Below are 23,236 nucleotides of genomic sequence, written 5' to 3'. Positions count from 1 at the left end.
ATGACGACCAACGCAACCGGGTTGCGGGAGCCGCGCCGAGCCTCCCGTCCGGACCCTGACGGTCCTCGGGACCGGCGGCGCACCCCCGCGACCTGGTTGCGTCGGGGTGGGCTCTCGACGCTCGTCTTCGCCCTCCCGCTGATCCTGGTCTTCGGGCTGTTCTCCTGGTGGCCCATCGTCCGCGCGACGGTGATGTCCTTCCAGCAGACGAACCTGGTGACCGCGCCGACGTTCGTCGGTTGGGACAACTTCGCGAACGTCCTGCACGACCCGCTCCTGCCGACGGCCATCGGCAACACCGTGTGGTTCGCGGTGCTGGCCCTGGTGTTCGGCTACCCGCTGCCGCTCGTGATGGCGGTGCTGATGAGCGAGCTTCGCCGGGCGAAGGGCTTCTTCAGTGCCTTGGTCTACCTGCCGGTGGTCGTCCCGCCGGTGGTCGCGGTGCTGCTCTGGAAGTTCTTCTACGACGGATCCGCGACCGGTGTCTTCAACACGATCCTCGGCTTCGTCGGGATCCCGCCGCAGCCGTGGCTGCAGAACGCCGGCACCGCGATGCCGTCCCTGGTGCTCGAGGCGACGTGGGCAGCGGCCGGTGGCACCGTGATCATCTACCTGGCGGCGCTGCTCTCGGTGCCGCCCGAGCTCTACGACGCCGCCGAGGTGGACGGCGCCCGCGTGTGGCGGAAGATCTGGCACGTCACGCTGCCACAGCTCCGCGGCGTGCTGTTCGTGACGCTCATCCTGCAGGTGATCGGGACGGCGCAGGTGTTCCTCGAGCCGTACCTGTTCACCGGCGGCGGGCCGAACAACTCCACCACGACGATCCTGCTGATGATCTACGACTACGCGTTCGCGAACTCGACCGGCGGCGACTACGGATCGGCCACCGCGCTCAGCATCATGCTGGCGATCGTGCTCGCGGCGCTCAGCATCCTGTACTTCCGGCTCACGAAGAAGTGGAGCGTCTGATGACCTCGACGGTTCCCTCCGCACCCGTCCTCGGCTCCGACGACCCCGCCGGCGCGAGCGTCGCACCGGTGCGTCGACCGCCGCTCCGGCCGGTCCGTCGACCGCGCCGCCGTTCGGCGGCCCCGGTGGACAGCACCAGCCGCGGCATCATCGCCCGTGCCGACCGTGGCCGGCGCTCCGTCCGCGCGTCACTGTTCTCGCTGAACGGGCTGCTGCTCATCGGCCTGGTCGGGCTCGGCCTCGGGCCGATGCTCTGGCTCGCCAAGTCCGCGATCACCCCGACCCAGGACACGCTCCGCACGCCGCTCGCGCTGTTCCCGAACGGCGTCGACTGGGCGAACCTCTCCGCGGCCTGGAACGACGTCCACATCAGCCTGTACTTCGGGAACACGCTCGTCCTGGCCATCGGGGCGTGGGTGATGCAGATCCTGGTCGCGACGACCGGCGGCTACGTGCTCTCGATCCTGCGGCCGGCGTACGCGCGCGTGCTCGAGGGCATGGTGCTCTCCACGCTGTTCATCCCGTCGGTGGTGCTGCTCGTCCCGCTGTACCTGACGATCCTGCACCCGCCCGTGATCGGGACGTCGCTCATCAACACGTACTGGGCGGTCTGGCTGCCGGCCGGCGCCAACGCGTTCAACATACTGCTCGTCAAGCGGTTCTTCGACGCGCTCCCGCGGGAGGTCTTCGAGGCCGCGTCGACCGACGGCGCCGGACCGTTCCGGATGTTCTGGTCGATGGTGCTGCCGATGTCCAAGCCGATCCTCGGGGTGGTGTCCGTGTTCGCGGTCATCAACTCGTGGAAGGACTTCCTGTGGCCGCTGCTCGTCCTGCCGGACCCCGCGCTCCAGCCGCTCTCGGTGCGGCTGCCGAGCATCCAGTCCACGACCGAGCTCGACGTGTTCCTGGCGGCACTGGCGATCTCCACGCTCATCCCGGTGGTGCTGTTCCTCGGGTTCCAGCGGATGTTCCTGAACTCGGCGGGGCTGGGCGGCGCGGTCAAGGGGTGAACCGGCGGTGGTGGGTCCCCGAGAAGCGGTGTCCGCCGCGGATGCTCCTCAGGCGGTGCTCCCGAGGTCCGAGCCGCGGTGGACGACGTCCTCGGCCGAGGCCCGCATGCCGTTGCCAGCACTGTGCGCCGCGCGCCGGAGGACCTGGAAGGCCTCGTCGATGCGGATGCCACGCCGGAACGCGAGCGCACCCTTCGCCTGCTCCACGACCACGCGCGCCTGGAGTGCGTCCTGGACCTGCTCGTCGAGGCTGTGCAGGCGCCCGCCGTCCCGCTGCCGGACGAGTGCGGCGGAGGCGGCGTCGGCGAGCAGCTGGATCAGCACCACGTCGCTGTCGTCGTGCCCGTCCCGGTGTGCTGCGAAGACGCACAACGAGCCGATGGTCGCGTCCCGCAGCCGGATCGGTTCGGCGAACGTCCCGTGGAGTCCTCGCCCGCGCAGGGTCTCCGTGAACACCGGCCACACCGACTCGTGGGTGGCCACGTCCGGCACGTCGATCGCCTTCCCGGTTCGGTGGCAGTCCACGCACGGGCCCTCGTTCGTGCCGAGCTGCGCCTCCTCCGCGTCGCTGCTGCGCTCGCTGGTCGACGCGATCACGTGCAGGGTGCCGGATGCGTCACCCAGGACGATCCCGGCCTCGGTCGCCGAGGTGAGCTCGACGCACGCAGCGATGACGCGGTCCATCGCGTCGAGGACTTCGAGTTCCGGTTCCAGGACGCTGGTGAGTCCCGCGGACAGGCGCTCGAACCGGTCCGCTCCGCGCGGCTGTTCGTCGGTCGTGCTCATGGCCCGGATCGTACGACCAGACAGATAACGCACCGTTCAGACAGTCCGCGCAACACGGATGGGCATCGACCCGTTCGTGGTGGTGCTGCTCTCCCGCGCCGGCGTCGCGGGGCTCGTGGCGATCACCGTCTCCTGAGCGGTGAGCACGGCGAGCGCCTCCATCAGGGCGCCTCGCTGCGCTTCGTGCAACGGTGCGAACAGGTCCTGGAGTACCTCCGCCGCGATCTCGTGGCCACCGTCGAGTGCTGCGCGGCCGGTGTCGGTGAGGGTGTGCACGAGCCGGCGCCCCCGTCCTGCCGACCGGACGATGAGGTCGCGCTCGACGAGTCGCGTCGCGAGCGTCCCGAACGCCTGGTCGCTCTGGAACGTCGCGACGGCGAGGTCGTGACCGGACGCCCCGGGCATCCGGTCGATCGCACGGAGGGCGTCCCACTGCACGAGGCTGACGCCGACGTCGGAGAGGGCCGCGTCCATCGTGCGGTGGTTCCGGTACTGCGCGCGCTTGATCGCCTGACCGAGTGCTTCGAGGTCCGTCGTCATGGTGCTACGGTATCAACACATTTAGATCAACATGTTGAGACAGGAACGTCATGGATCCCCTCCTCCCCGCAGACCTCCCCGTCGTCGTGGCCGGTGACCCCACCGCTCGCACCGCGCTCGTCCTCCACGGCGGCGGCGGCCCGCAGACGGTCGCCCCGATCGCCGGACACCTCGCGATGACCATGCACGCCGTCGCGCCGACGCACCCCGGCTGGGACGGGACGGCCCGACCGGAGTCGATCGGCTCCGTCGCGGAACTCGCCCACGCGTACCTCGCGCAGCTCGCCGACCGCGGGGAGCGCGACGTCGTCGTGGTCGGTTCGTCGATCGGTGGGTGGGTCGCCCTCGAGATGGCCGTGCACGCTGCCGCGAACGACCGGTACGCCGGTCTGCTCGGTGCCGTCGTGGTCATCGACACCGTCGGCGCCGTGGTCGACGGCCAGCCGATCGCGGACTTCTTCGCGCTCGACGCCCGCGGTCTCGCCGAGGTCGCCTGGCACGACCCCGAGCGTGGCTACGTGGACCCGGCCCGGTTCACGGACGAGCAGCGCGCGGTCCAGCAGGCGAATGGGCGCACGATGGCCGCGATCGCCGACCAGGGCATGAACGACCCGACCCTGCTCGATCGCCTCGGTGTGGTCGACGTCCCGACCCTGGTGGTCTGGGGCGCGAGTGACCGGGTCGTCACGCCGGCCTACGGGCGGGCGGTCGCTGCCGCGGTGCCCGGCGCGCGTTTCGTCGAGGTCCCGGCGGCCGGGCACCTCCCGCACCTCGAGGCACCCGACGCGACCTGGGCGGCGATCGACCCGTTCCTCGTCGGGGTCTGACCGGAGCGATCGGCGGCGTCTGACCGGACCGATCGGCGCGACGGTGCGCGGGCCGTGGACACGGCAGACATCGGACGGGAGGCTCGGCGCCAGCTCGCACCCGGCCTCCCGTCCGTCAGTGGGACCGGCCCCGCGCCCGCGCGATCCCGGCGACGATCGTCACCACGACCATGCCGAGCAGCAGGCCGGCGACGGCCGACACCGCCGTGTCGACGACCCAGGACACGACGGGGCCGGCCGCCTCGACCGCGTGCTCGACCACGTGGAGCAGCTCCAGCGGACCCGACCAGAAGGTCTCGGCGAGGTTCGCGATGACGAGGTGACCGCCGACCCACAGCATCGCGACGGTGCCCACGACGCTGATCACGCGGAAGACGGCGGGCATGGAAGCGACGATGCGGGCACCAGCACGCCGGGTACGGCGGACCGGGCGCTTCATCATCTGGAGACCGATGTCGTCGATCTTCACCAGCAGTGCCACGGCGCCGTAGACGAGCAGGGTCATCCCGAGTCCGATCACCGCGAGCGCGCCGAGCGTCGCCCAGAACCCGAGGCCGGAGTCGAGGCTGGCCAGGGCGATCAGCATGATCTCGGTGCTCAGGATGAGATCGGTCCGGATGGCGCCGAAGACGAGCTTCGACTCGCCGACCGTCTCCGTGGCGGCGCGCTCGTGGTGGACGCCGAACCACTCGGTGACCTTCTCGGCGCCCTCGAAGCACAGGTACGTCCCGCCGAGGACGAGCAGCCACGGCAGGACCCACGGCGCGAACGCGGTGAGCAGCAGCGCGAGCGGGATGATGATGACGAACTTGTTGAACAGGCTGCCGAGCGCGATCCGCCCGACGACGGGCAGCTCCCGCGCCGGCTCGAGGCCCTGCACGTACTGCGGGGTGACGGCGGCGTCGTCGATGACCACGCCCGCGGTCTTCGCGCTCGCCTTGAGGGCCGCGGAGAGGATGTCGTCGACGACGGCGAGCAACCCGACTGACATGCGGGGTCCTCCTGGGATCGTGGCTGTCCGGACGCTCAGACTACTGAATCCCCGAGCAGCCTCGGACCACGGTCTTGTCGCTGCCCGGCCATGCGCGTATCTTCAGGCGATCAGGCTGTACATGAGTCCCCGGACGACGCCGTCCGGGACTGAGGAGCGTGCGTCATGGCCGGCACGATCACCGTCTACTTCCGGCCGCCGAAGGGCCTCGCTCCCGGAACCGGGTACATCTACGACTTCGGTCACGTCATGGTCGAAGTGCGCGACTCGACCGGCAAACGCACCTCGCTCGACGTCTGGCGTGAGGTGAACGGCACGAAGATGTACGTCAACCCGACGGTCGACGACACCCGTCGTGCGGAGTTCGCCGACAAGCTGACGTTCCCGCTCGCCGATCCCGCGGTCGCGGCGGTCGTCGCGTACATGGACGCGAAGCGCGCGAACCCGGGCCAGTACGACCTGGATTCGAACAGTTGTGTGACGGCCACCGCCGAGGCGCTGCGGATTGCCGGCCTGATGAACTTCCACAAGGCGTACGCGACTCCTTCCGACCTCTGGACCGCGTTGCTCAACCGGGTCGACGACTACCGGCTCCGCCCGGTGTACGTGGACGTGAACTCGATCGTCGGCGTGCTCGGCGCGGGCGGCCAGATCGGGTACGACGGAGAGTCCGGCGCGGTCGCCGAGGCGGGCGGACACGTCGGCGCGCACGGTCACTTCGGCCAGGGCGCCGCAACGGGGATCGTCGGGGTCCGCGGTCAGGACGGCGTCCTCGGGGAGCGTGGTGCCCTGGGACAACGCGGGGACGTCGGGCAGCTCGGGGTGTTCGGACAGCAGGGTGTGCTCGGCCAGCGGGGTGCGTCGGGCCAGACCGGTGACGTCGGCCAGGTCGCCGAAGTCGGCCAGGGCGGAGTGGTCGGTGCGCGCGGGCCGTCGGGGCAGGGCGGGCAGACGGGGCAGTCCGGACCCTCCGGGCAGGTCGGGCAGGTCGGGCAGAGTGGGCAGTCCGGGCAGGACGGCGATCGTGGCGAGACCGGGATGTCCGGTCCCCGCGGGGACGCCGGGCCGCACGGTGACGTCGGCGTCGCCGGGGACGAAGGGCCGCGAGGGCAGTTCGGCGATGGCGGCCAGGACGGCGCCGGTCAGTCCGGGGTCACGGGCGCGAGTGGCGAGTCCGGTGAACGCGGTGTGGACGGCGAGTCGGGGGAGCACGGGGCGTCGGGCGCCAGCGGGGACGTCGGCCAGGGGGGTGAGGTCGGCGAGTCGGGTGAGTCGGGGCAGGCCGGCGAGGCCGGCGAGTCGGGTGAGTCCGGGCAGGCCGGCGAGGCCGGCGAGTCGGGTGAGTCGGGGCAGGCCGGCGCGTCGGGCCAGTCGGGTGAGACCGGGCAGTCCGGGGAGGCGGGCGCCGCCGGGGAGTCCGGCGACGCCGGCCAGGCCGGCCAGTCCGGCCAAGGCGGGACGGGCCAAACGGGACAAGGCGGGACGGGCCAGTCCGGACAGAGCGGGCAGGCCGGCCAGTCCGGCCAGGGCGGCGCAGGCCAGTCAGGCCACGGCGGTGCGGGGCAGTCTGGCCAGGGCGCCCAGACGGGGCAGAGCGGCCAGGGAGGGCAAGGCGGTCAGTCAGGGCAGAGCGGCGGCCAGTCCGGGCAAGCCGGCGCGGGCAGTGAGCAGGGTGCCGGTGGGCACGCTGCCACGGGTGACGACAGCGGCGACTACATCGCGCGCCCGGACGAGTCGGTGTTCGAGCTCCCCGAGCTGTACCGGAACTTCTACGCCGAACGCCTCCGTGAGGCACACGACGGCGTCGAGGGCGCGGTGCTCCCCACGTTCGAGGACCTCGTCCGGCAGGTGCGACAGCTCGGGCGATGACCACGTGGACGGGGGCTGGTTCGTCGCCGGGGCGTTCGCCCTGTGGTTCGCGGTCGCGCTGATCGCCCAGCTCCGCGTGCCGGCGGTCAGCGTGCGCCGGCGGTTCGACGTGCTGGGGCTCGTCCCGTCGTGGAACCTGTTCGCCCCGCGTCCGATCATCACGGACTACCTCGTCTGGTACAGGCTGTGGAGCGACGGTGCGCCCGGGGACTGGGTGCGAGTGCCGATCCCGCGACCGCGGCGCTGGACGGATGCGGTGCTCAACACGTCCCGCCGGTCGAGGAAGGCGCTCTGGACGGCCGCGCACACCATCAGCTGGTCGAGCGGTGACGTCCGGGTGCCGGTCCTCGACCCGTCCTACCTCCTGGTCCTCGGCGTCGTGAGTCGTCATGCCGAACGAGCCGGGACCGCCTCCGGCGAGATCCAGTACCGCGTCGACTGCGTCCGCGCCGCACTGGCCGACGACAGCGAGCGCCTGCGGTGGTTCCTGTCGGAGCGGCATGCCCTCGGCGGCACGGATGCTTGACGATGCCGCGTCGGCGCTGTCGCTCAGCGGCCGTTGCATCGGGCTCGCGACGCTGCTCGCCGGCGTGCAGGTGCTCGTCGGGATGCGGGCGCTTGCGCCGGGCGGGGCGCTCGACGTCCGGCTCACCCCGTTGCTCACGCGCCTCCGCATCGACGTGTCCGTGCTCCGCGTGGCGCACCGGTTGCGGGCGTCGGGCACGACCGTGGTCCGGGTGGCCGCCGGGGTTCAGTGCCTCGCCGGTGTGCAGCTGATCGTCTGGCCGTCGATCTGGCCGGGCTTCTGCGTGGCGTTCGTGGCCGGCGCGGTCCTCACCCCGTACCTACGGCTCGGCCTGGACGGCGCCGACGACATGCTCCGGGTGCTCACGCTGGCCCTCGCGGTGGCGGGGGCGGCGAGCGCGTCCCCGGTGGCGCGGACCGCGGCAGCGCTGTTCGTCGGTGCGATCGTGGCGCTCGCCTACTGCGTCGCCGGACTGTCGAAGGCGCAGTCGGTGATGTGGTGGAGTGGCCGGGGCCTGCGCGGGATCGTGAGCACGGAGTACTTCGGGGTGTCGGGTCTTCGGCGCACGGTCCCGGCGCGACTGTTCGTGCTCGGCTCGTGGGGGATCGTCGCGGGCGAGTCGTTCTTCCCGCTCGCGATCGTGCTGCCGCCGCGACTCGCGCTCGTCCTGGTCGTCGCCGCCGTGGTGTTCCACGTCGCGTGCGGCGTCGTGATGGGGCTCGACGCGTTCACGTTCGCGTTCGCCGCAGGACTGCCCTGCGTGCTCTGGTGCTCCCTCGCGGCGTCGGACACGATGAGCCCGACCATGCGGCTCGTGCTGGGCGTCGCCTTCGCCGGCGCGGTCCTGCTGTGGATGGCGTTCTGGCTGGGCCGCGAGTCCACCTCGGCTAGTCGTGCGGCGCGAGGTGATCGCCGAGCCAGGACAGGATCAGGGCGGTCGCGGTCCCCACGATGACGACGCCGCCGGCCATCAGCACCACCGCCAGGAGTCGCCCGAGCACCGTGACGGGGTAGGTGTCGCCGTAGCCGACCGTCGCGATCGTCACCGATGCCCACCACAGTGCGGTGCCGAGGTCGGTGATCGTCGCACCCGGTGCCCCGCGCTCGGCCTGCAGGGTCGCGAGCGCGATGAAGTACATGAAGAGCGTGGCGTACGACACGGCGGAGAGCAGGACCCGGACCCTCACCGCGTCGCGTGAGCTCGGGAGGGGGATGCGCTCCACGAGGCGGACGGCCCGGAACGCCCGGAACAGGGGCAGTGCGACGGCGAGGACGTCCACCGGGTGGTGCACGACGAAGTCGAATCGCGAGCCGCGCGGGGTCAGGACGAGCCGGATGACGACGTCGGCGACGAGCGCAGCGACGACCACGCCCAGGGAGACCTCCAGCGCAGTCGACGCGCTCCCGCTCGCGCGGGGGAAGAGCACGAGGAACGAGTACGCGCAGATGAAGAACAGGCTGAGGCCGGCGAGCGGCCAGCCGGTTCGGCGTTCCCAGCGGGAGCGGGCCTGCAGCATCGTCTGGGCCTCGGGACGGCGCATCACCACCGCGCTCCTGACCGGGGCACGGGGACGGCGGGCGCTGACGGCACGGCGATGAACTCGGGGGCGCGGGACACGATCAGCCACGCCGGCAGGATCGCGACGCAGAGGACGGCGAGCACCGGGACGCTGCCCGTGATGGTCGCGCCGATGAAGAGCGCGATCCAGCCGTCACGCGCGACCGCGAGGACGACCCCGACGACGCCGCTCGCGATGGCGACGGTGAGCGGCACTGCGGGGACGAGCTCGTGGGCCAGGAGCCCGAGTGCCGCACCGATGAAGACGGCGGGGAAGATCCGGCCGCCACGGAAGCCGCTGGCGGCCGCGAGCAGCAGCGCGAGGCACTTCACCGCGATGACGAGGGCCAGCACCGTCGCGGACAGGTGCGCGCGGTCCGAGACCAGCTCGTCGATCTCGTCGGCTCCGTTGAAGAGCGTCACCGGCCCGCCGACCGCACCGAGGAGGCCGAGGCCGGCACCGGCGACGGTGACCGCGACCACGGGACCCGGCATCCGGTGCACGAACCGGTGCAGGGCGGGGAACACCCACGCCATCGCGACTCCGAGGCACGCTCCGGCGCTCGCGACGACGGCAGCGCTCCCGAGGTCGCCCACCGACGGTGTCGTGTAGGTGGGGAGGTCGACGACGAAGGCCGGGTGAGCCAGGAAGGTCATCGTCACGGCGGCCGCGCCGGCAGCGACCAGTGGGAGGAAGAGCCGGTCCCACAGCGCGAGCCGGTCCGAGGGTCCACCGGCCATGCCGGTGAACACGAGGGCGGCCGCGACGGGGGTCCCGAACAGCGCCCCGATCGTCGCCGCGGCAGCGAGGGCGACGATCGTCTCCGGCCGCATCCGGGAGCGGAGGACCCGACCGGCCGAGACGAGGAGGCTGGTGGTCATCGCGATCACCGGGTTCTCGGGACCGAGGCTGACACCGCCGCCGAGTCCGAGCACCGTCGCACCGGCCAGCGACGGCAGCGTCTTCACGTCGAGTGGCGGCGCGATGAGCTCCGTCGTCGCGGAGTCGCGCCCACCGTGGCCGGGTGCGAACCGGAGGACCACGCCCACACCCGCTCCGGTCGCGGTCAGCACCAGGACGATCCACCAGCCGGACGACCCGTCGACGTGCAGCACGCCGGGGAGCGCATCCCACAGCAGCGTCTCGAGTGCCGCTCCTGCTGCCTCGACGACGAACAGCACCAGCGCGGCCACCACACCGATGACGAGCGCCGGGACGGACATCCGGAGGAGTTCGCGGACGGTCATCGTCGGTTCCGGCGGGGGTCAGGACAGCGTCGTCGCGACGGGCGGTGCCGCCGCGTCCTGGGTGCGCGGGGCGCGTTCGTCGACGCACGCGGCAGCGATCGCGCCGACCACGACCACGGCGGGCAGGAGCCACAGGGCGCCCTGGTAGTCCGCGAGCTGCGGGTCGGCAGGCAGGAGTGCGCCGGGCACCGAGGTGAGCAGGCCGCCGATGATGAAGCAGATGCCGTTCACGATGGCGGACGCACTGCCGATGAGGGCGCCGGACACCGCCTCGGCGGCGATGGTGAACCCGAGCATGTGCGCTCCCGCGAAGAACCCGATCGCGAGCATGAGCACGAGCGCCGCCCCGTTGCCCTCCCGGGGCAGGTAGATCACCAGGACGATCGCGAGGGCCTGCAGCAGGAGCCCGTAGAACGCGGGCCAGCGCCGGCTCTGCCACCGGTCGGAGACGACGTTGACGATCGGCGCGCCGATCGCCAGTCCGAGCCACGCCAGCGCCGTCAGGATGGTGGCGAAGTCCGTCCCCGCACCGCGTGCCTCCATGATCCGGGGGCCCCAGAGCACGCCGACCGCGAGCATCGCCCCGAACGAGGTGCCCGCGAGGATCGATGCCAGGACGACCTTCACGTTGGCGAACGACCGGCCGAGGTCGCGGAAGATCTGCGCGACGACGTTCGACTCGCCCTCGGGGACCGCGATCGCGGCGTCGGTCGGCAGCGGGGAGGGGTTGCGGACGAAGACCACGAAGAGGACCACGAGCAGGACCCCGAACGCCCCGAACGCGACGAGGAGCTGCTGCCAGGTCATCTGCCCGAGGACGGCGAGGATGAGCGGTTGCCCGACGGCGGAGCCGAGCGACGCGAACGTCTGCACGAGGCCGAACATCAGCCCGTACTTCGCGGCGTCGAACCACTTCCCGCCGAGGTACCCGGCTCCGACGAACCCGAAGGACGAACCGATCGCGAGCACGCTCTGGGCGATGGCGAGCGTGGCGAAGCTGGTCGTGCCCGCGTAGAGGAACGCCCCGACCGCGACGAGCCCCACCGCGATCGCCATCAGCGGCCTGCTGCCGAACCGGTCGAGCAGTGCGCCGGAGAAGAACTGCACGATCGCGAACACCCACGTGTAGATCGACGCGGCGAGCCCGATCTCGGCGATCGTGAGGTGCGCCGTCTTCTGGATGTCGGGCGAGACGACCGCGTAGCCGGTCTGGATCGCGAAGAGCCAGATCACGAAGACCGTGGCGAGGACCCAGACCAGCCAGGCCTCGGGGCCACCGATCGTCCGGTGGCCGGCGAACCAGCGGTGCGCCCCGTGTGCGTATGCCGCGTGACCAGTTGACATCGTCTCGTCTCCCTAGCGTGTGGTGGGTGCGGTCGCGCCGTCGTGGCGCTCGCCGTCTCGGACGTGTGCGAGCGCTCCGGCGACGTAGGTGGCGGCGACGGTGCGGTCGTCGGCCATCACGGACAGCACGAAGAGCTGCTCCTCGAGCGAGTCGACGGTCTCCTGCCGGAAGCGCAGGAGGTCCGTCGCCGCCGCGTCGAGGACGACGAGGTCGGCGTCCTTGCCCACCTCGATGGACCCGATCCGGTCGGCCAGCCCGAGCGCTTCCGCGCCGCCGAGCGTGGCGAGGTAGAACATCTTGATCGCGTCGAGCGGGTACTGGGTCATCTGCGCGACCTTGTACGCCTCGTTCATCGTGCTGAGGAGCGAGAAGCTCGTGCCGGCGCCGATGTCCGTGCCGAGGCCGACGGTGAGCGGATGCCGGCCGGACTTCGCCTGGTGGATGTGGAACAGGCCGCTGCCGAGGAACAGGTTCGACGTCGGGCAGTGCGACACCGCGGTCCCGGTCTCGGAACACCGGATCCGCTCGGCTGCCGTGAGGTGTACGCCGTGGGCGAGGACCGTCCCGGGACCGAGGAGTCCCGCGTTGTCGTACACGTCGAGGTACCCGGCACGGTCCGGGAAGAGCGAACGGACCCAGGCGATCTCGCCGGTGTTCTCGGACACGTGCGTCTGCACCAGGGTGGTCGGGTGTTCGCGGTGGAGCGTCGCGGCGGCCTCGAGCTGCGCCTCCGAGCTGGTCGGCGCGAAACGCGGTGTGATCGCGTACCGGCTGCGGCCGACCTCGTGCCACCGCTCGATGAGCGCCTTCGACTCGTCGTACCCCCGTTCCGCCGTGTCGAGCAGTCCGGCAGGGGCGTTCCGGTCCATCAGGACCTTGCCGCCGATCATCAGCATGTTCCGGCGTTGCGCCTCGGCGAAGAAGGCGTCGACGGACGCCGGGTAGACGGCGCAGAAGGTCAGCGCGGTGGTCGTCCCGTTCGCCAGCAACTGGTCGAAGAAGACCCGTGCGACGCGGTCGGCGTGCGCCCGATCGGCGAACCGCTGCTCCTCCACGAACGTGTACTCGTTCAGCCAGTCGATGAGCTGCGCGCCGAAGGCCGCGATGATCCCGGTCTGGACGTAGTGCACGTGCGTGTCGACGAAGCCCGCGCTGATGATCGCGCCCGGGTAGTGGTCGACCGCCAGGTCCGCTGGCAGCGTCGACCGCAGTTCGGCGTAGGGGCCGACGGCCGTGATGACGCCGTCCTCGACGACGACGATCCCGTCGGTGTGTTCGACGAGGACCGCCTCGTCGCCGTTCAGGAACGGGTCGCCGACCACGGTGACGACGTGTCCGCGGACGGCTGTGCTGGTCTGGGCGTTCACGAGCGGGACTTCCCTTCTGGTGGGTGTTCGCGGAGGAGGCACGCGGCGACGACGGCGACCGCGATGAGCGCCGGCATCGGCCAGAGCGCGGAGCGGTAGTCGGCGAACCCCGGGTGCGCGGGCAGCAGGGCGCCCGGGACGGCGAGGAGCACCCCGCCGAACACGAAGCAGACGCCGTTGACGATCGCCGACGCCGTCCCGATGCGGTGCTGCGGCACCGCCTCGCTCGCGATGGTGAACCCGAGCATCTGGACACCCGAGAACAGCCCGACCGCGAACATCAGGACGATCGCGGCGCCGTTGCCGGGGCTCGGGAGGTACAGGACGAGCGCGATGGCGATCCCCTGGAGCACCAGCGCGCCGATGGCCGGCCGTCGTCTGCTGTGCCACCGGTCGGACACGACGTTCACCAGCGGCGCCCCCGCCGCGAGGCCGAGCCAGGCCACCGCGGTGAGGATCGTCGAGAACCCGCTCGGGAACCCGCGCGCCTCCATGAGCCGCGGTCCCCAGAGCGTCCCGAGCGCGAGCATCGTGCCGAATGCGGCACCGGCCACGACGGACGCGATGAGGACCCTCGGCGAGGCGAAGCACCGAGCCAGCCCGGCGAACAGGCCGCCGCTCGCCCCGCTCTCGTCGGTGGTGCCGAGCCCGTCGGACGGCCGGTTGCGGACGAACGCCGCGAACAGGAGCACCAGGAGCACGCCGAACGCCCCGAACGCCACGACGAGCTGGCTCCAGTCCAGGGCGCGCAGCGCCACCAGGACCACGGGCTGCCCGACGGCGGACCCCAGGGACGCCAGCGCCTGCACCAGCCCGAACATCAGCCCGTACCGCGCGGCCGCGAACCAGGAGCCGCCGATGTAGCCGGCGCCGACGAACCCGAAGGAGGCGCCGACGGCGAGCACGACCTGTGCGAGGACGAGCGTGCCGAAGCCCGTCGTCGCCGCGTAGAGGAAGGCGCCGATGGTGACGAGGGCCGCGGCGATCGTGAGCAGCGGCCAGCTGCCGAAGCGGTCGAGGAGCGCGCCGGAGAAGAACTGCGCGACGGCGAAGACCCACGTGTACGTCGAGCCGGCGAGGCCGATCTGCGTCAGGGTCAGGTGGGCACTCGCCTGGATGTCGGGCGAGATGACGGCGTACGCGGTCTGGATGCCGAAGATCCAGACCACGAACGTGCTGGCCAGTGCCCAGACGAGCCACGCGCGCGGTCCGCCGACACGCGCGCCGGACCGGTCGGCGGTGCGGGCTGGACTGGTCATCACGTGCCTCCCACCTCGTCGTTCGATCCGTGGAACGGACCGTACGGCCGTCGGCGCACCCCGGGGATCGCCCCGAGCGGGTGAGGTCCGGCGATCCACGGAGGGTCACGATCACCCCGTGACGAACTCCTCCCGCATCTCCGAACACGGCATCATCGGCGACCTGCAGACCGCCGCGCTCGTCTCCACCGACGGCAGCATCGACTGGCTGTGCCTGCCCCGTTTCGACTCGCCCGCGCTCTTCACCGCGCTCGTCGACCCGGATCGCGGCGGCTTCTGCCAGATCCGCCCGGTGACGGATGCGTACACGACCCGGCAGCTCTACCACCCGGACTCCGCGGTGCTCATCACGCGGTTCATGACGGAGGACGGTGTGGCCGAGGTCGTCGACTTCATGCCGGTGGCCGAGGAGACCCGGTCCTCCGACCACCACCGGCTGGTCCGCATCGTCCGCGTGGTCCGCGGCGAGGTCGCGTTGCGCTTCGACCTCCGGCCCGCGTTCGACTACGGGCGCGCGCCGCACACGGTCGAGCGGACCGAGCACGGCGCCGTCTTCCGCGCCGGGGAGGAGCAGCTGACCGTGCACCTCGCCGGGACGCTGACGGACCGGTTGCGGGTCGACGCCGTGGACGGAGCCGCCGGCGGCGCGGCCCTGCACGGCACCGGAACGCTCCGCGTCGGCGACGTGGGCGGTGGGATGCTCGAGTACGGGTCCGCGTCCGAGCCGAGGAGGTTCGCGGAAGCAGAGGCGCGCGCGCTGTTCGACGGCACGCTCGAGCACTGGCGGGGATGGCTCGCCCGGTCCACCTACCGCGGCCGGTGGCGTGAGCAGATGAACCGCTCCGCCATCACGCTGAAGCTCCTGACCTACCGCCCGAGCGGCGCACTGGTCGCCGCACCGACCGCCGGCCTGCCGGAACAGCTGGGCGGCGAACGCAACTGGGACTACCGGTTCACGTGGATCCGCGACGCATCGTTCTCGGTCTCGGCGCTGCTCGGGCTCGGGTTCGTGGACGAGGCCCGCTCGTACATCGCGTGGCTGTCCGACCGTATGCACGAGCAGGTCGGGAACGACTCCGGGCCGCTGAAGATCATGTACCGGATCGACGGGTCGTCACTGCTGGGCGAGGAGGAGCTCCCGCACCTGGACGGCTACGCCGCCTCGCGACCGGTCCGGATCGGCAACGGCGCGTCGGACCAGTTGCAGCTCGACATCTACGGCGAGGCCCTCGACGCCATCCACGCGGCCGACCAGCACGGCGTGCAGGTGGGGCACCGGACGTGGACGGAGCTCGCGTCGGTGCTCGACTGGCTCGCCGACCACTGGGACCAACCGGACGAGGGCGTGTGGGAGACGCGGGGCGGGCGGCAGCACTTCACGTACGGACGGGTGAACTCGTGGGCGGCGTTCGATCGGGGCATCCGCCTCGCGGGGGCGACCGGCAGGCCAGGGAACGTCGCCAGGTGGACCGCGGAGCGTGACCGCGTCTACGAGCAGGTGATGACACGCGGCTGGAGTGCGGACCGAGGAGCGTTCGTGCAGCACTACGACACCGATGTCCTCGACGCGTCGATCCTCCGGATGGTGATGGTCGGGATGATCTCCTCGGACGACCCGCTCTGGCAGTCCACGCTCGGCGCGATCGAGCGGGACCTCGTCTCGGACAGCCTGGTCTACCGGTACGACCCGGCCGCGTCGCCGGACGGGTTGCGCGGTTCGGAGGGGACCTTCTCGCTCTGCACGTTCTGGTTCGTCGAGTCCCTCGCGCGCGCCGGTCGCGTGGACGAGGCGCGACTCGTGTTCGAGAAGATGCTGACCTACGCCAACCACCTCGGGCTGTACTCGGAGGAGATCGGGCTGACCGGCGAGCAGCTCGGGAACTTCCCGCAGGCGTTCACCCACCTGGCCCTGATCAACGCCGCGCTCGCTCTCGACACCGCGCTCGACGGGTCCGGAACGACGCCCCCTCCTCAGGGGTGACACACCCCCTTGTTCTTCGTTCGACTGCCGAGTAGCTTGATCGTCAACCAACACGGCACGCAGCGCGACCAACCACCGCGGTCCCGGGCCACCACCGATCAGATCTCTCCACCATCTGGAGCACCGTCATGCCTCGTGTCACCCCTCGCGCCGCCCGTCTCGCGGCCTGGATCGCCATCCCCGCCGCCCTCGTCGCCTCGGGCGTCGTCGTCTCCACCGCGTCGTACTCGGCCTTCTCGGCCACGACGGTGAACCCGACGAGCAACTGGACCGCCGGGAGCGTCGCGCTCACCGACGACGACAACAACACCGCGCTCTTCAACGCGACGGCCCTGAAGCCCGGCTCGACGGGGGCGAACTGCATCACGGTCACCTCGACCGGTTCGCTGCCCTCGACCGTGAAGCTCTACGGCACGAACGCGGCGACGACGAACAACCTCGCGGCGAACATCAACCTGACGATCGAGCAGGGCACCGGCGGTGGCTTCGGGTCCTGCACCGGCTTCGTCGCCGCGACGACGGGTGGCTCGCTCTACAGCGGCACGGTCGCCGGCTTCGGGTCGACGTCCACGAACTTCGCGACCGGCGTCGGCGGCTGGGCGCCCACCGGCACCGCGTCCGAGTCCAAGGTCTTCCGCATGACCTACACGGTCCCGACCTCCGCCCCGAACACCGTCCAGGGCGGGACGGCGGCCCTCGGGTTCACGTGGGAGGCCCAGAACAGCTGAGCCCCCGGCTCGGTGACGTCGTGGACTGGGTACGGGTCGTCGTCGCGACGCTCGCGCGCGGGCTGATCGCGACGCTCCTCGGCCTCGCCCTGTGGGCTGCTGCGCCGGCCGTGATCGGCTGGCCGTCCCGCTCGCCGACCAGAGGGCCGCCCCGTCCGAGGACGTGACGCGGAGTCCGGTGATCGATCCCCGCTCCGAAGCGCCGGTGCGGACGCCGACCCACCCCTCCGTGAACGTCGAGTCCCGCCGGTCGTCCACGACCGTCCCGCGGACCGAGGTGACGATCCGGTTCCCCGTGACCACGATGCGGACCGGGAACGCGGAGCCCCGGGTGATGCGGACGCCGGCGTTCGCCAGCCGGATCGCGGGCAGTGCCCGGTAGGCGCCGTTCCGCTGGACGTGCGGCACGAGCGTGTCGTTGTCCGCGCGGAACTGCCACAGGTACCCGTTGTGTGCGTCCTTCGCCCGGAACACCAGGCCCATGGCCACCGCGTGCACGGTGACCGTCGCGTCGACGGTGTAGCTCTGCCACGCGGTGGTCGGCTTCGCGGACCAGATCGGCTTCGCGGACCACGCGCTCACCGTGGTGCCGAACGTCGACGGCGTCGCCCACGGCGAGGCGGGGCGGTCGTCGCCGGTGCTCTGCACGCTGAACCAGTACCGCGTCGCGTTCGCCAGGCGCGGTCCCCGGTACGGCACGTTCTGCGTCGCCGCCGACGTCACGTTCCCGGAGTCCCATACGTCCCCGGTGCCCGCCGCCGCTGCCGTCGGCGACGTGGCCACGACGATCCGGTAGGTGCGCTGCACCGCCGCGTCCGGCGCCCAGGAGAACCGCACGGTGGCGCTCGGGTCGACCGCCATGGGCGAGGTCGCCCCGTTCACGTGGAGCGCGGTCGGCCGGGAGGCCGGGGTCGGCTCCGGCGTCGGGGTCGCCGTGGGCGTCGGCTCGGGTGGGGCCGTGGTGGTCGGTTCCGGCGTCGGTGACTCGGACGGCGTCGGTGACTCGGACGGCGTCGGGACATCGGGCGTGGGAGTCGCCGTCGGTGCGCCGGGGTCATCGGGGTCCGTCGGCTGCTCCGAGACCTCGGGCGACGGCGACGCGGTCGATCCCGACGGGTCGACGGTGCTCGCGAACGCGGGGGCTGTCGTGACGGCTCCGCTGAGGACGACGACGGCGGCGAGGAGGACGCCGAGCACCGTTCGGGCGCGACGAGGAGGACGAGGACGCATGGACCCGTTCTGGGAAGAGGGCAGACGAAGCAACGGGCCGGACGGCCGATCTCGACCTTATGGAGGATCCCTCGCTTCGAGAACACCCCAGATCAGGTGCCCGGGGCGGGTCGCTGTCCCGCGCCCCGTCCTGGCCCTGCCGCAGCGCCAGCGCGATCGAGTGCGCAGACGTGGGGCTCCACGACGGGCGATACCTCCGTCTTCTGCGCACTCGATGCGGAGGGCCCGGTCGCGATCAATGACTCGACGCTCGGGTTCGGCGTGAACACCATCGCCCCGTCGACGAGTACTACCGAACCCGCGAGGGCTTCCCGTTCACCGGTCGGATCCACCGCGTCGACATCGACTTCGTCTCGGACGTCGCCGACATCTCACCGAAGGAGAAGGTCCGCCAACACCTCGACATGGACTGACTTCTGCACACCGACTCCTCCCGACGTCCTTCCTGACCGGCGCGGACCAGATCCGGCCCGTCACCATCTGCAGAGCCGCAGCGTCACCACCCGAGGGTGCCGGGTTCGCCCTTGAACGGGCCGACCACCTTCGACGTGATCCAGCCGCCGTAGAAGTCACCGGCCTGGGCGTGGACGGTCTCGCCCGCGACCTCGCAGGAGTCCATCTGGCCGGGGTAGATCGCGACGCGGTCGAGCAGCTCGGCGAAGCCGGGCTCGGGGGTGGGGTATGTCCAGCCGGCACGGGGGACGGTCGTGTCGCCGCCGTGCACGTCGAAGTAGCTCGCACGTCCCTTGAACTCGCACATGCTCGAGCCGCTCGTGGGGATCAGCGCTCCCGGCACGAAGTCGGCCGCGGGGATGTAGTAGACCGGCGGGTGGCTCGTCTCCAGGACGCGGACGGCGGACGTGGTGTCCGCGATCGCGACGCCCCCGAGTCGGACGACGATCCGCTCGGTGGAGGACTCGACGCGGGGCGGGCGGGGGTAGTCCCAGACGGACTCCTGGCCGGGGCCGGGCTGGACGGGCGCGGGGTGACGGTTCACAGTGACTCCAGTTCGGACGCGGCGGAGGTGGCGACCATCAGAACGCCTTGCCGGGGTTGAGCGTGCCGGCGGGGTCGAGAGCGTCCTTGACGGAGCGGTGCATCGCGATGACGCGCTCGCCGAGCTCCTGCCGGAGGCCGGGGAGCTTCAGCAGCCCGACGCCGTGCTCGCCGGTCACCGTGCCGCCGAGCGCCAGGCAGTCGGCGACGATCCGGTCGAAGGCGGTCTTCGCTCGGTCCTTCGCGGCGGGGTCGTCCTCCGGCGCGATGATCAGCGGGTGCAGGTTGCCGTCACCGGCGTGCGCGATGTTGGCGATCGTGACGTCGTTCGCGGCGGCGGTCGCCTGGATCCGCCGGAGCATCTCGGGGACCGCGTTGCGGGGGACGCAGATGTCCTCGGTCAGGACCGGGCCGAGGCGTTCGAGCGCCGGGTAGGCGAGCCGGCGGGCCTGGAAGAGTCGGTCGATCTCCTCCGGGTCGGTGGCGCGTTCGACGTCGGTGCCACCGGCGTCCCCGAAGACCCGGGCGACGTGGTCGGCGATCTCGTCCCCGGCCGCCCCGCGTTCGTCGATGCGGGCGAGCAGGAGGGTGTCGACCTCGGACGGCAGACCGAGGTGCATCCACTCGTCCACGGCGCGGAGGCAGGTGCGGTCGACGATCTCCAGCGCGGCGGGGATGATCCCGGCGCGGGAGATCGCCGCGACGGCGTCACCGGCGGCGCTGAGGGACGGGAAGTAGCCGATGACGGCGCGTTCGTCGCGGCCGGCGAGGGGGAGGAGCTTCACGGTGACGCTCGTGACGATGCCGAGCGTCCCCTCGGAGCCGACCATCAACGCGGTCAGGTCGTAGCCGGCGACGCCCTTCGCGGTCTTCCGGCCGAGCTGCACCACGGAGCCGTCCGCGAGGACGACGGTGAGCCCGAGGACGTAGTCGCGGGTGACGCCGTACTTGACGCAGCAGATGCCGCCGGCGTTCGTGGCGACGTTGCCGCCGATGGTCGAGATCGCGGAGCTCGCCGGGTCCGGCGGGTACCAGAGGCCGTGCTCGGCGACGGTGGCGCGGAGGGCGTCGTTGATGACGCCGGGCTGGGTGACGGCGTAGCGCTCGTCGGTGTTCACCTCGAGCACGGCGTTCATCAGCTCGAGGGACAGGACGATGCTGTCCGCGACGGCGTTCGCGCCGCCGGAGAGTCCCGTGCCGGCTCCGCGGGGGACGACCCGGACGCCGGCTGCTGCCGCCCAGCGGACCGCGGCGACGACGTCGTCGGTGCTCCGGGCCCGGACGACCGCCAGCGGCCGGGAGAACTCGGCCCACTCGGCGTCGTCGTGGCTGTAGCGCTCGAGCGAGACCGGGTCGCGGAGGACCTGGTCGGCACCGAGGAGCTCGTCGAGGGCGGCGGTGTCCAACGGGGTGGTGACGGTCATCGTGGGTCCTTCCGGGGTGGTCGGGGCCGACGATACCGCTCGCGTCAGGGGATCCCGCTCGCGTCAGGATCCGAGCAGGGAGACGGCGCGGGCGATGACGAGCGCGACCATCACGAACGACGCGGCGGACTGCAGACCCATCAACCCCTTCACCCGGGAGGACAGCGGCATCACGTCAGTGGGGGAGTACGCCGTCGAGTTCGTCAGGGAGAGGTAGAGGTAGTCGACGAAGGAGGGCACCCAGTCGCTCTTCACCGAGGAGCGTCGCTGCACCTCGATGACCGTGTTCTCGTCCTCGTCCTGCGGGAACCGGAAGTCCGCCGGCGGCAGGTCGGCCCGGTGGTCCACACGGCGGGACACCGGGCCCCCGCGGTCGAGCTCCCAGAACAACAGGCCGAACGCCATGATGTTCGTGATCCAGACCTGGAGCGCGGCGAGCAGGTCTGCTGGACCGTTCGGGTGCTCCTGGGACACCAGGACGACGATCAGGATCACCAGTGCCGCCTGGTTCGCGACGACCAGCAGCAGCGCGAGCGCCGTGGACATGGTGCGCGACCAACGGGTCTGACGGTCGAGCCGGACGGGGTTGAGGATCGTGACCGGGATGAGCAGGACGAGCCCGAGCGCGACCACGCCGAAGCGCAGGGACGCGGGGAACTCGCTCGGCAGGGCGCCGTAGAGGCCGAGCGCGATGAGGACCGCCACGACGGCCGGCCAGCGGAGCTCGGTGCCGACACGGCGGTCCGCCTCACCCGGTGGGGTCTCGTCGTCCTGCTCTGTGCTGCTCGTGCGTCCGCCGCTCATGCCCCGACCGTACTGCGCGGCCGGACCCGCCAGCGCCGCGCATCGCGGACAGGTGGGGCGTCCGGACCGCCGGTCATCGGACACCTGGCGGCGCTCGGGCGACGCTGGCCTATGGTCAGAACTCGGAACTCCTCCGCAGCACCCTCCCGATCGGACCCGTCATGCCCGCAGTCCTCAGTGACGTCGAGTGCCACCGACGGTTGATGGCGGCGGCGGACGACCTCTTCAACCGCGCCGGGACGACCACGGTGGAGCTCGAGGACGTCGCGCTCCGTGCCGGTGTGCCGGCGGGTCGTGCGGCCTCGGTCGTGGTGTCGAAGGACGCCCTCGTCGAGGCGGTCCTCCGCCAGCAGCACGACCGGTGGACCGGCAACCTGCTCCGCGCGGTCGACCCCATCGATGATCCCCGCGACGCGCTCATCGGGATCTTCACGTTCCTCGAGGGCTGGTTCGCCGAGGACGACTTCGCCGGCTGCGTGTTCATCAACGCGTACGGGGAGCTCGGCCGGACGAACCCGCGGGTCCTCGCGATGGTGCGTGACCACACGCGGGTGTTCACCGGGATCGTCGACGACCTCGTGACCAGCGCCGGTCTCCCGGCGATGTTGACGGCCTCGATCGTCCTGCTGGCCGAAGGGGCGCAGGTCGCAGCGGCGACCATGGGCACGGTCGCCCCGGCTCGCGAGGCGCGGACGTCCGCCGCGATGCTCATCGGGCTCTACGGACCGCAGTGACCGGCGCGATCCGGACAGGGACGTGCCACTGACGGGCTCCGCGTCACCTGCGTGTGTGACGATGCTGTCGTGACCGAGGAAGCCCCTGCCCGCGTGCGCATCGAAGCACGCGGGACCGATCGTGGCGAGGCCGTGGAGATGTTCCGCGAGCTGTACCACGGCCTCCGGTGGTCGGCGGCCGAGGTGGAGGGCCGCCCGTTCTCGTACTCGCACCACGCCATCGGCGACGAGTCGATGACCCTCCGCACCTCGTCCTTCCACGGCGGACGGCTCGACGGTGAGATCCTGCCGACCGGCGACGAGTTCATCGTCAACTGGGTGACGACCGGCGGCGGCGTCGTCGACGTCGGCGCAGCCGAGGTCGCCGTCGCACCGGGGACGCCGGTGCTCTTCCCCGCGGATCGTCCGTTCCGGTTCTCGTACGCCGACTTCGACCAGAAGCTCGTGCACCTCGACCGCGGGCTCGTCGAACGGGTCGCCGCGGAGCAGACGGGCATCGAGCACGGCGACCTCCGGGTGGACGGCGCGGTCGTGCCGGGGCGGGACGCCGTCCGGACGTGGGGGCAGGCGATGGGGTTGATCTCGCGCACCCTGATCGGTGCGCCCGCGTCGCCGTTGCTCCGCGCGGAGATGTCCCGGCTCGCCGCCATCGCGTTCCTCGAGCTCTACCCGCAGCTGCCGGTGTCGCTGCCGCCCGCGCTCCTCGTGCCCGGGAACGCACGCGTGCGCACCGCCGTCGAGTTCATCCACGCGAACGCACACCTGCCGATCACGCCGACCGCAGCCGCGAAGGCTGCGGGCCTCGGGGTCCGAGCGCTGCAGGACGGCTTCCGGCGGGCGCTCGACACGTCGCCGAGCGAGTACCTGCGCGCGGTGCGCCTCGACCACGTGCACTCCGAACTCCGTCGCGCCGACCCCGGCGAGACCAGCGTCAAGGACATCGCGCTCCGCTGGGGGTTCGCGCACCTGGGGCGGTTCTCCGGGGTCTACGCGGAGCGGTTCGGGGAGTACCCGAGCACGACGCTCCGCGCCGTCGACTGACCT

Annotated in this window: 24 protein-coding genes; 13 read left to right on the top strand and 11 right to left on the bottom strand. The window is 71.6% G+C overall.

All coding sequences use genetic code 11. From position 1 onward, the window contains the following. Complete coding sequence (locus EDF55_RS07540) at nt 1-969, top strand: carbohydrate ABC transporter permease (RefSeq protein WP_185017216.1); 969 nt, start codon at nt 1-3, stop codon at nt 967-969. Next, nucleotides 969-1,979 carry a carbohydrate ABC transporter permease gene (locus tag EDF55_RS07535; RefSeq protein ID WP_123654309.1) on the top strand — a complete coding sequence of 337 codons (1,011 nt, stop codon included), beginning with the start codon at nt 969-971 and terminating at the stop codon, nt 1,977-1,979. Before EDF55_RS07540 ends, EDF55_RS07535 begins: the two co-directional genes overlap by 1 nt. Nucleotides 1,980-2,027: 48 nt before the next feature. Here EDF55_RS07535 and EDF55_RS07530 read toward each other — a convergent pair whose 3' ends face one another. Both EDF55_RS07530 and EDF55_RS07525 read right to left on the bottom strand, forming a co-directional pair. Beyond that, nucleotides 2,028-2,765, bottom strand: coding sequence for a GAF and ANTAR domain-containing protein (locus EDF55_RS07530; protein WP_123654308.1), 738 nt, complete (start codon nt 2,763-2,765; stop codon nt 2,028-2,030). Nucleotides 2,766-2,801: 36 nt separating this feature from the next. Next, nucleotides 2,802-3,305: a MarR family winged helix-turn-helix transcriptional regulator gene (locus tag EDF55_RS07525; protein WP_123654307.1), complete on the bottom strand. Its 504-nt coding sequence runs from the start codon at nt 3,303-3,305 to the stop codon at nt 2,802-2,804. A gap of 50 nt (nt 3,306-3,355) precedes the next feature. Here EDF55_RS07525 and EDF55_RS07520 point away from each other — a divergent pair, with 50 nt between their 5' ends. After that, nucleotides 3,356-4,132 carry an alpha/beta fold hydrolase gene (locus EDF55_RS07520; RefSeq protein WP_123654306.1) on the top strand — a complete coding sequence of 259 codons (777 nt, stop codon included), beginning with the start codon at nt 3,356-3,358 and terminating at the stop codon, nt 4,130-4,132. Between the two features lie 115 nt (nt 4,133-4,247). Here EDF55_RS07520 and EDF55_RS07515 read toward each other — a convergent pair whose 3' ends face one another. Further along, nucleotides 4,248-5,123, bottom strand: coding sequence for a DUF808 domain-containing protein (locus tag EDF55_RS07515; protein WP_123654305.1), 876 nt, complete (start codon nt 5,121-5,123; stop codon nt 4,248-4,250). 165 nt (nt 5,124-5,288) lie between these two features. On the opposite strand from EDF55_RS07515, the gene EDF55_RS07510 reads away from it, so the two are divergent. From EDF55_RS07510 to EDF55_RS07500, 3 genes are read left to right on the top strand one after another with little or no spacing between them, the layout of a single operon-like run. Next, the gene (locus EDF55_RS07510; RefSeq protein ID WP_123654304.1) at nt 5,289-6,992 is read left to right on the top strand and encodes a hypothetical protein; all 1,704 of its coding nucleotides are present in this window, start codon (nt 5,289-5,291) and stop codon (nt 6,990-6,992) included. A 4-nt stretch (nt 6,993-6,996) separates the two neighbouring features. Continuing rightward, complete coding sequence (locus tag EDF55_RS07505) at nt 6,997-7,518, top strand: hypothetical protein (protein ID WP_123654303.1); 522 nt, start codon at nt 6,997-6,999, stop codon at nt 7,516-7,518. Beyond that, nucleotides 7,511-8,473 carry a hypothetical protein gene (locus tag EDF55_RS07500; protein ID WP_123654302.1) on the top strand — a complete coding sequence of 321 codons (963 nt, stop codon included), beginning with the start codon at nt 7,511-7,513 and terminating at the stop codon, nt 8,471-8,473. The genes EDF55_RS07505 and EDF55_RS07500 overlap by 8 nt, the downstream gene beginning before the upstream one ends. On the opposite strand, the gene EDF55_RS07495 is transcribed toward EDF55_RS07500, so the two are convergent. Genes EDF55_RS07495 through EDF55_RS07475 form a run of 5 tightly spaced genes read right to left on the bottom strand, consistent with a single transcriptional unit; the run spans nt 8,406 to nt 14,295 of the window. After that, complete coding sequence (locus tag EDF55_RS07495; protein ID WP_123654301.1) at nt 8,406-9,059, bottom strand: potassium channel family protein; 654 nt, start codon at nt 9,057-9,059, stop codon at nt 8,406-8,408. The two genes, EDF55_RS07500 and EDF55_RS07495, sit on opposite strands and share 68 nt — an antisense overlap. Beyond that, on the bottom strand, nt 9,059-10,324 hold the full coding sequence (locus EDF55_RS07490; protein WP_123654300.1) for an ion channel protein: 1,266 nt from the start codon (nt 10,322-10,324) through the stop codon (nt 9,059-9,061). Before EDF55_RS07490 ends, EDF55_RS07495 begins: the two co-directional genes overlap by 1 nt. 18 nt (nt 10,325-10,342) lie before the next feature. After that, the gene (locus EDF55_RS07485) at nt 10,343-11,668 is read right to left on the bottom strand and encodes an MFS transporter (protein WP_123654299.1); all 1,326 of its coding nucleotides are present in this window, start codon (nt 11,666-11,668) and stop codon (nt 10,343-10,345) included. A gap of 12 nt (nt 11,669-11,680) precedes the next feature. After that, complete coding sequence (gene guaD, locus EDF55_RS07480; RefSeq protein ID WP_123654298.1) at nt 11,681-13,036, bottom strand: guanine deaminase; 1,356 nt, start codon at nt 13,034-13,036, stop codon at nt 11,681-11,683. Then, complete coding sequence (locus EDF55_RS07475) at nt 13,033-14,295, bottom strand: MFS transporter (RefSeq protein ID WP_123654297.1); 1,263 nt, start codon at nt 14,293-14,295, stop codon at nt 13,033-13,035. The genes guaD and EDF55_RS07475 overlap by 4 nt, the downstream gene beginning before the upstream one ends. A 118-nt stretch (nt 14,296-14,413) precedes the next feature. On the opposite strand from EDF55_RS07475, the gene EDF55_RS07470 reads away from it, so the two are divergent. The 5 genes from EDF55_RS07470 (at nt 14,414) to EDF55_RS07450 (ending at nt 17,800) form a co-directional block, all read left to right on the top strand. After that, nucleotides 14,414-16,276 carry a glycoside hydrolase family 15 protein gene (locus tag EDF55_RS07470; protein WP_260235854.1) on the top strand — a complete coding sequence of 621 codons (1,863 nt, stop codon included), beginning with the start codon at nt 14,414-14,416 and terminating at the stop codon, nt 16,274-16,276. Between the two features lie 128 nt (nt 16,277-16,404). After that, nucleotides 16,405-17,004, top strand: coding sequence for a hypothetical protein (locus EDF55_RS07465; protein WP_123654295.1), 600 nt, complete (start codon nt 16,405-16,407; stop codon nt 17,002-17,004). After that, the gene (locus EDF55_RS07460) at nt 16,983-17,171 is read left to right on the top strand and encodes a hypothetical protein (protein WP_123654294.1); all 189 of its coding nucleotides are present in this window, start codon (nt 16,983-16,985) and stop codon (nt 17,169-17,171) included. Before EDF55_RS07465 ends, EDF55_RS07460 begins: the two co-directional genes overlap by 22 nt. 11 nt (nt 17,172-17,182) lie before the next feature. Further along, the gene (locus tag EDF55_RS07455; RefSeq protein ID WP_123654293.1) at nt 17,183-17,386 is read left to right on the top strand and encodes a hypothetical protein; all 204 of its coding nucleotides are present in this window, start codon (nt 17,183-17,185) and stop codon (nt 17,384-17,386) included. A 153-nt stretch (nt 17,387-17,539) separates the two neighbouring features. Further along, on the top strand, nt 17,540-17,800 hold the full coding sequence (locus tag EDF55_RS07450) for a hypothetical protein (RefSeq protein ID WP_123654292.1): 261 nt from the start codon (nt 17,540-17,542) through the stop codon (nt 17,798-17,800). A gap of 930 nt (nt 17,801-18,730) precedes the next feature. Here the strand turns inward: EDF55_RS07450 and EDF55_RS07440 are convergent. From EDF55_RS07440 to EDF55_RS07430, 3 genes are all read right to left on the bottom strand, one after another. After that, the gene (locus EDF55_RS07440; protein ID WP_123654290.1) at nt 18,731-19,231 is read right to left on the bottom strand and encodes a DUF427 domain-containing protein; all 501 of its coding nucleotides are present in this window, start codon (nt 19,229-19,231) and stop codon (nt 18,731-18,733) included. 37 nt (nt 19,232-19,268) lie between these two features. Beyond that, nucleotides 19,269-20,654: an FAD-binding oxidoreductase gene (locus tag EDF55_RS07435; RefSeq protein ID WP_123654289.1), complete on the bottom strand. Its 1,386-nt coding sequence runs from the start codon at nt 20,652-20,654 to the stop codon at nt 19,269-19,271. 63 nt (nt 20,655-20,717) lie between these two features. Continuing rightward, nucleotides 20,718-21,458, bottom strand: a complete 741-nt coding sequence (locus EDF55_RS07430) for a DUF1345 domain-containing protein (protein ID WP_123654288.1) — start codon at nt 21,456-21,458, stop codon at nt 20,718-20,720. Nucleotides 21,459-21,619: 161 nt separating this feature from the next. Between EDF55_RS07430 and EDF55_RS07425 the strand changes: the two genes are divergently transcribed. Together EDF55_RS07425 and EDF55_RS07420 are read left to right on the top strand one after the other, a co-directional pair. Continuing rightward, nucleotides 21,620-22,192: a TetR/AcrR family transcriptional regulator gene (locus EDF55_RS07425; protein WP_123654287.1), complete on the top strand. Its 573-nt coding sequence runs from the start codon at nt 21,620-21,622 to the stop codon at nt 22,190-22,192. A gap of 69 nt (nt 22,193-22,261) precedes the next feature. After that, the gene (locus tag EDF55_RS07420; RefSeq protein ID WP_123654286.1) at nt 22,262-23,233 is read left to right on the top strand and encodes a helix-turn-helix domain-containing protein; all 972 of its coding nucleotides are present in this window, start codon (nt 22,262-22,264) and stop codon (nt 23,231-23,233) included. The last annotated feature ends 3 nt before the right edge of the window (nt 23,234-23,236 follow it).

The organism is Curtobacterium sp. ZW137 (assembly GCF_003762905.1).
Lineage (GTDB): Bacteria > Actinomycetota > Actinomycetes > Actinomycetales > Microbacteriaceae > Curtobacterium.
This window is presented reverse-complemented; position numbering and strand designations above follow the sequence as displayed.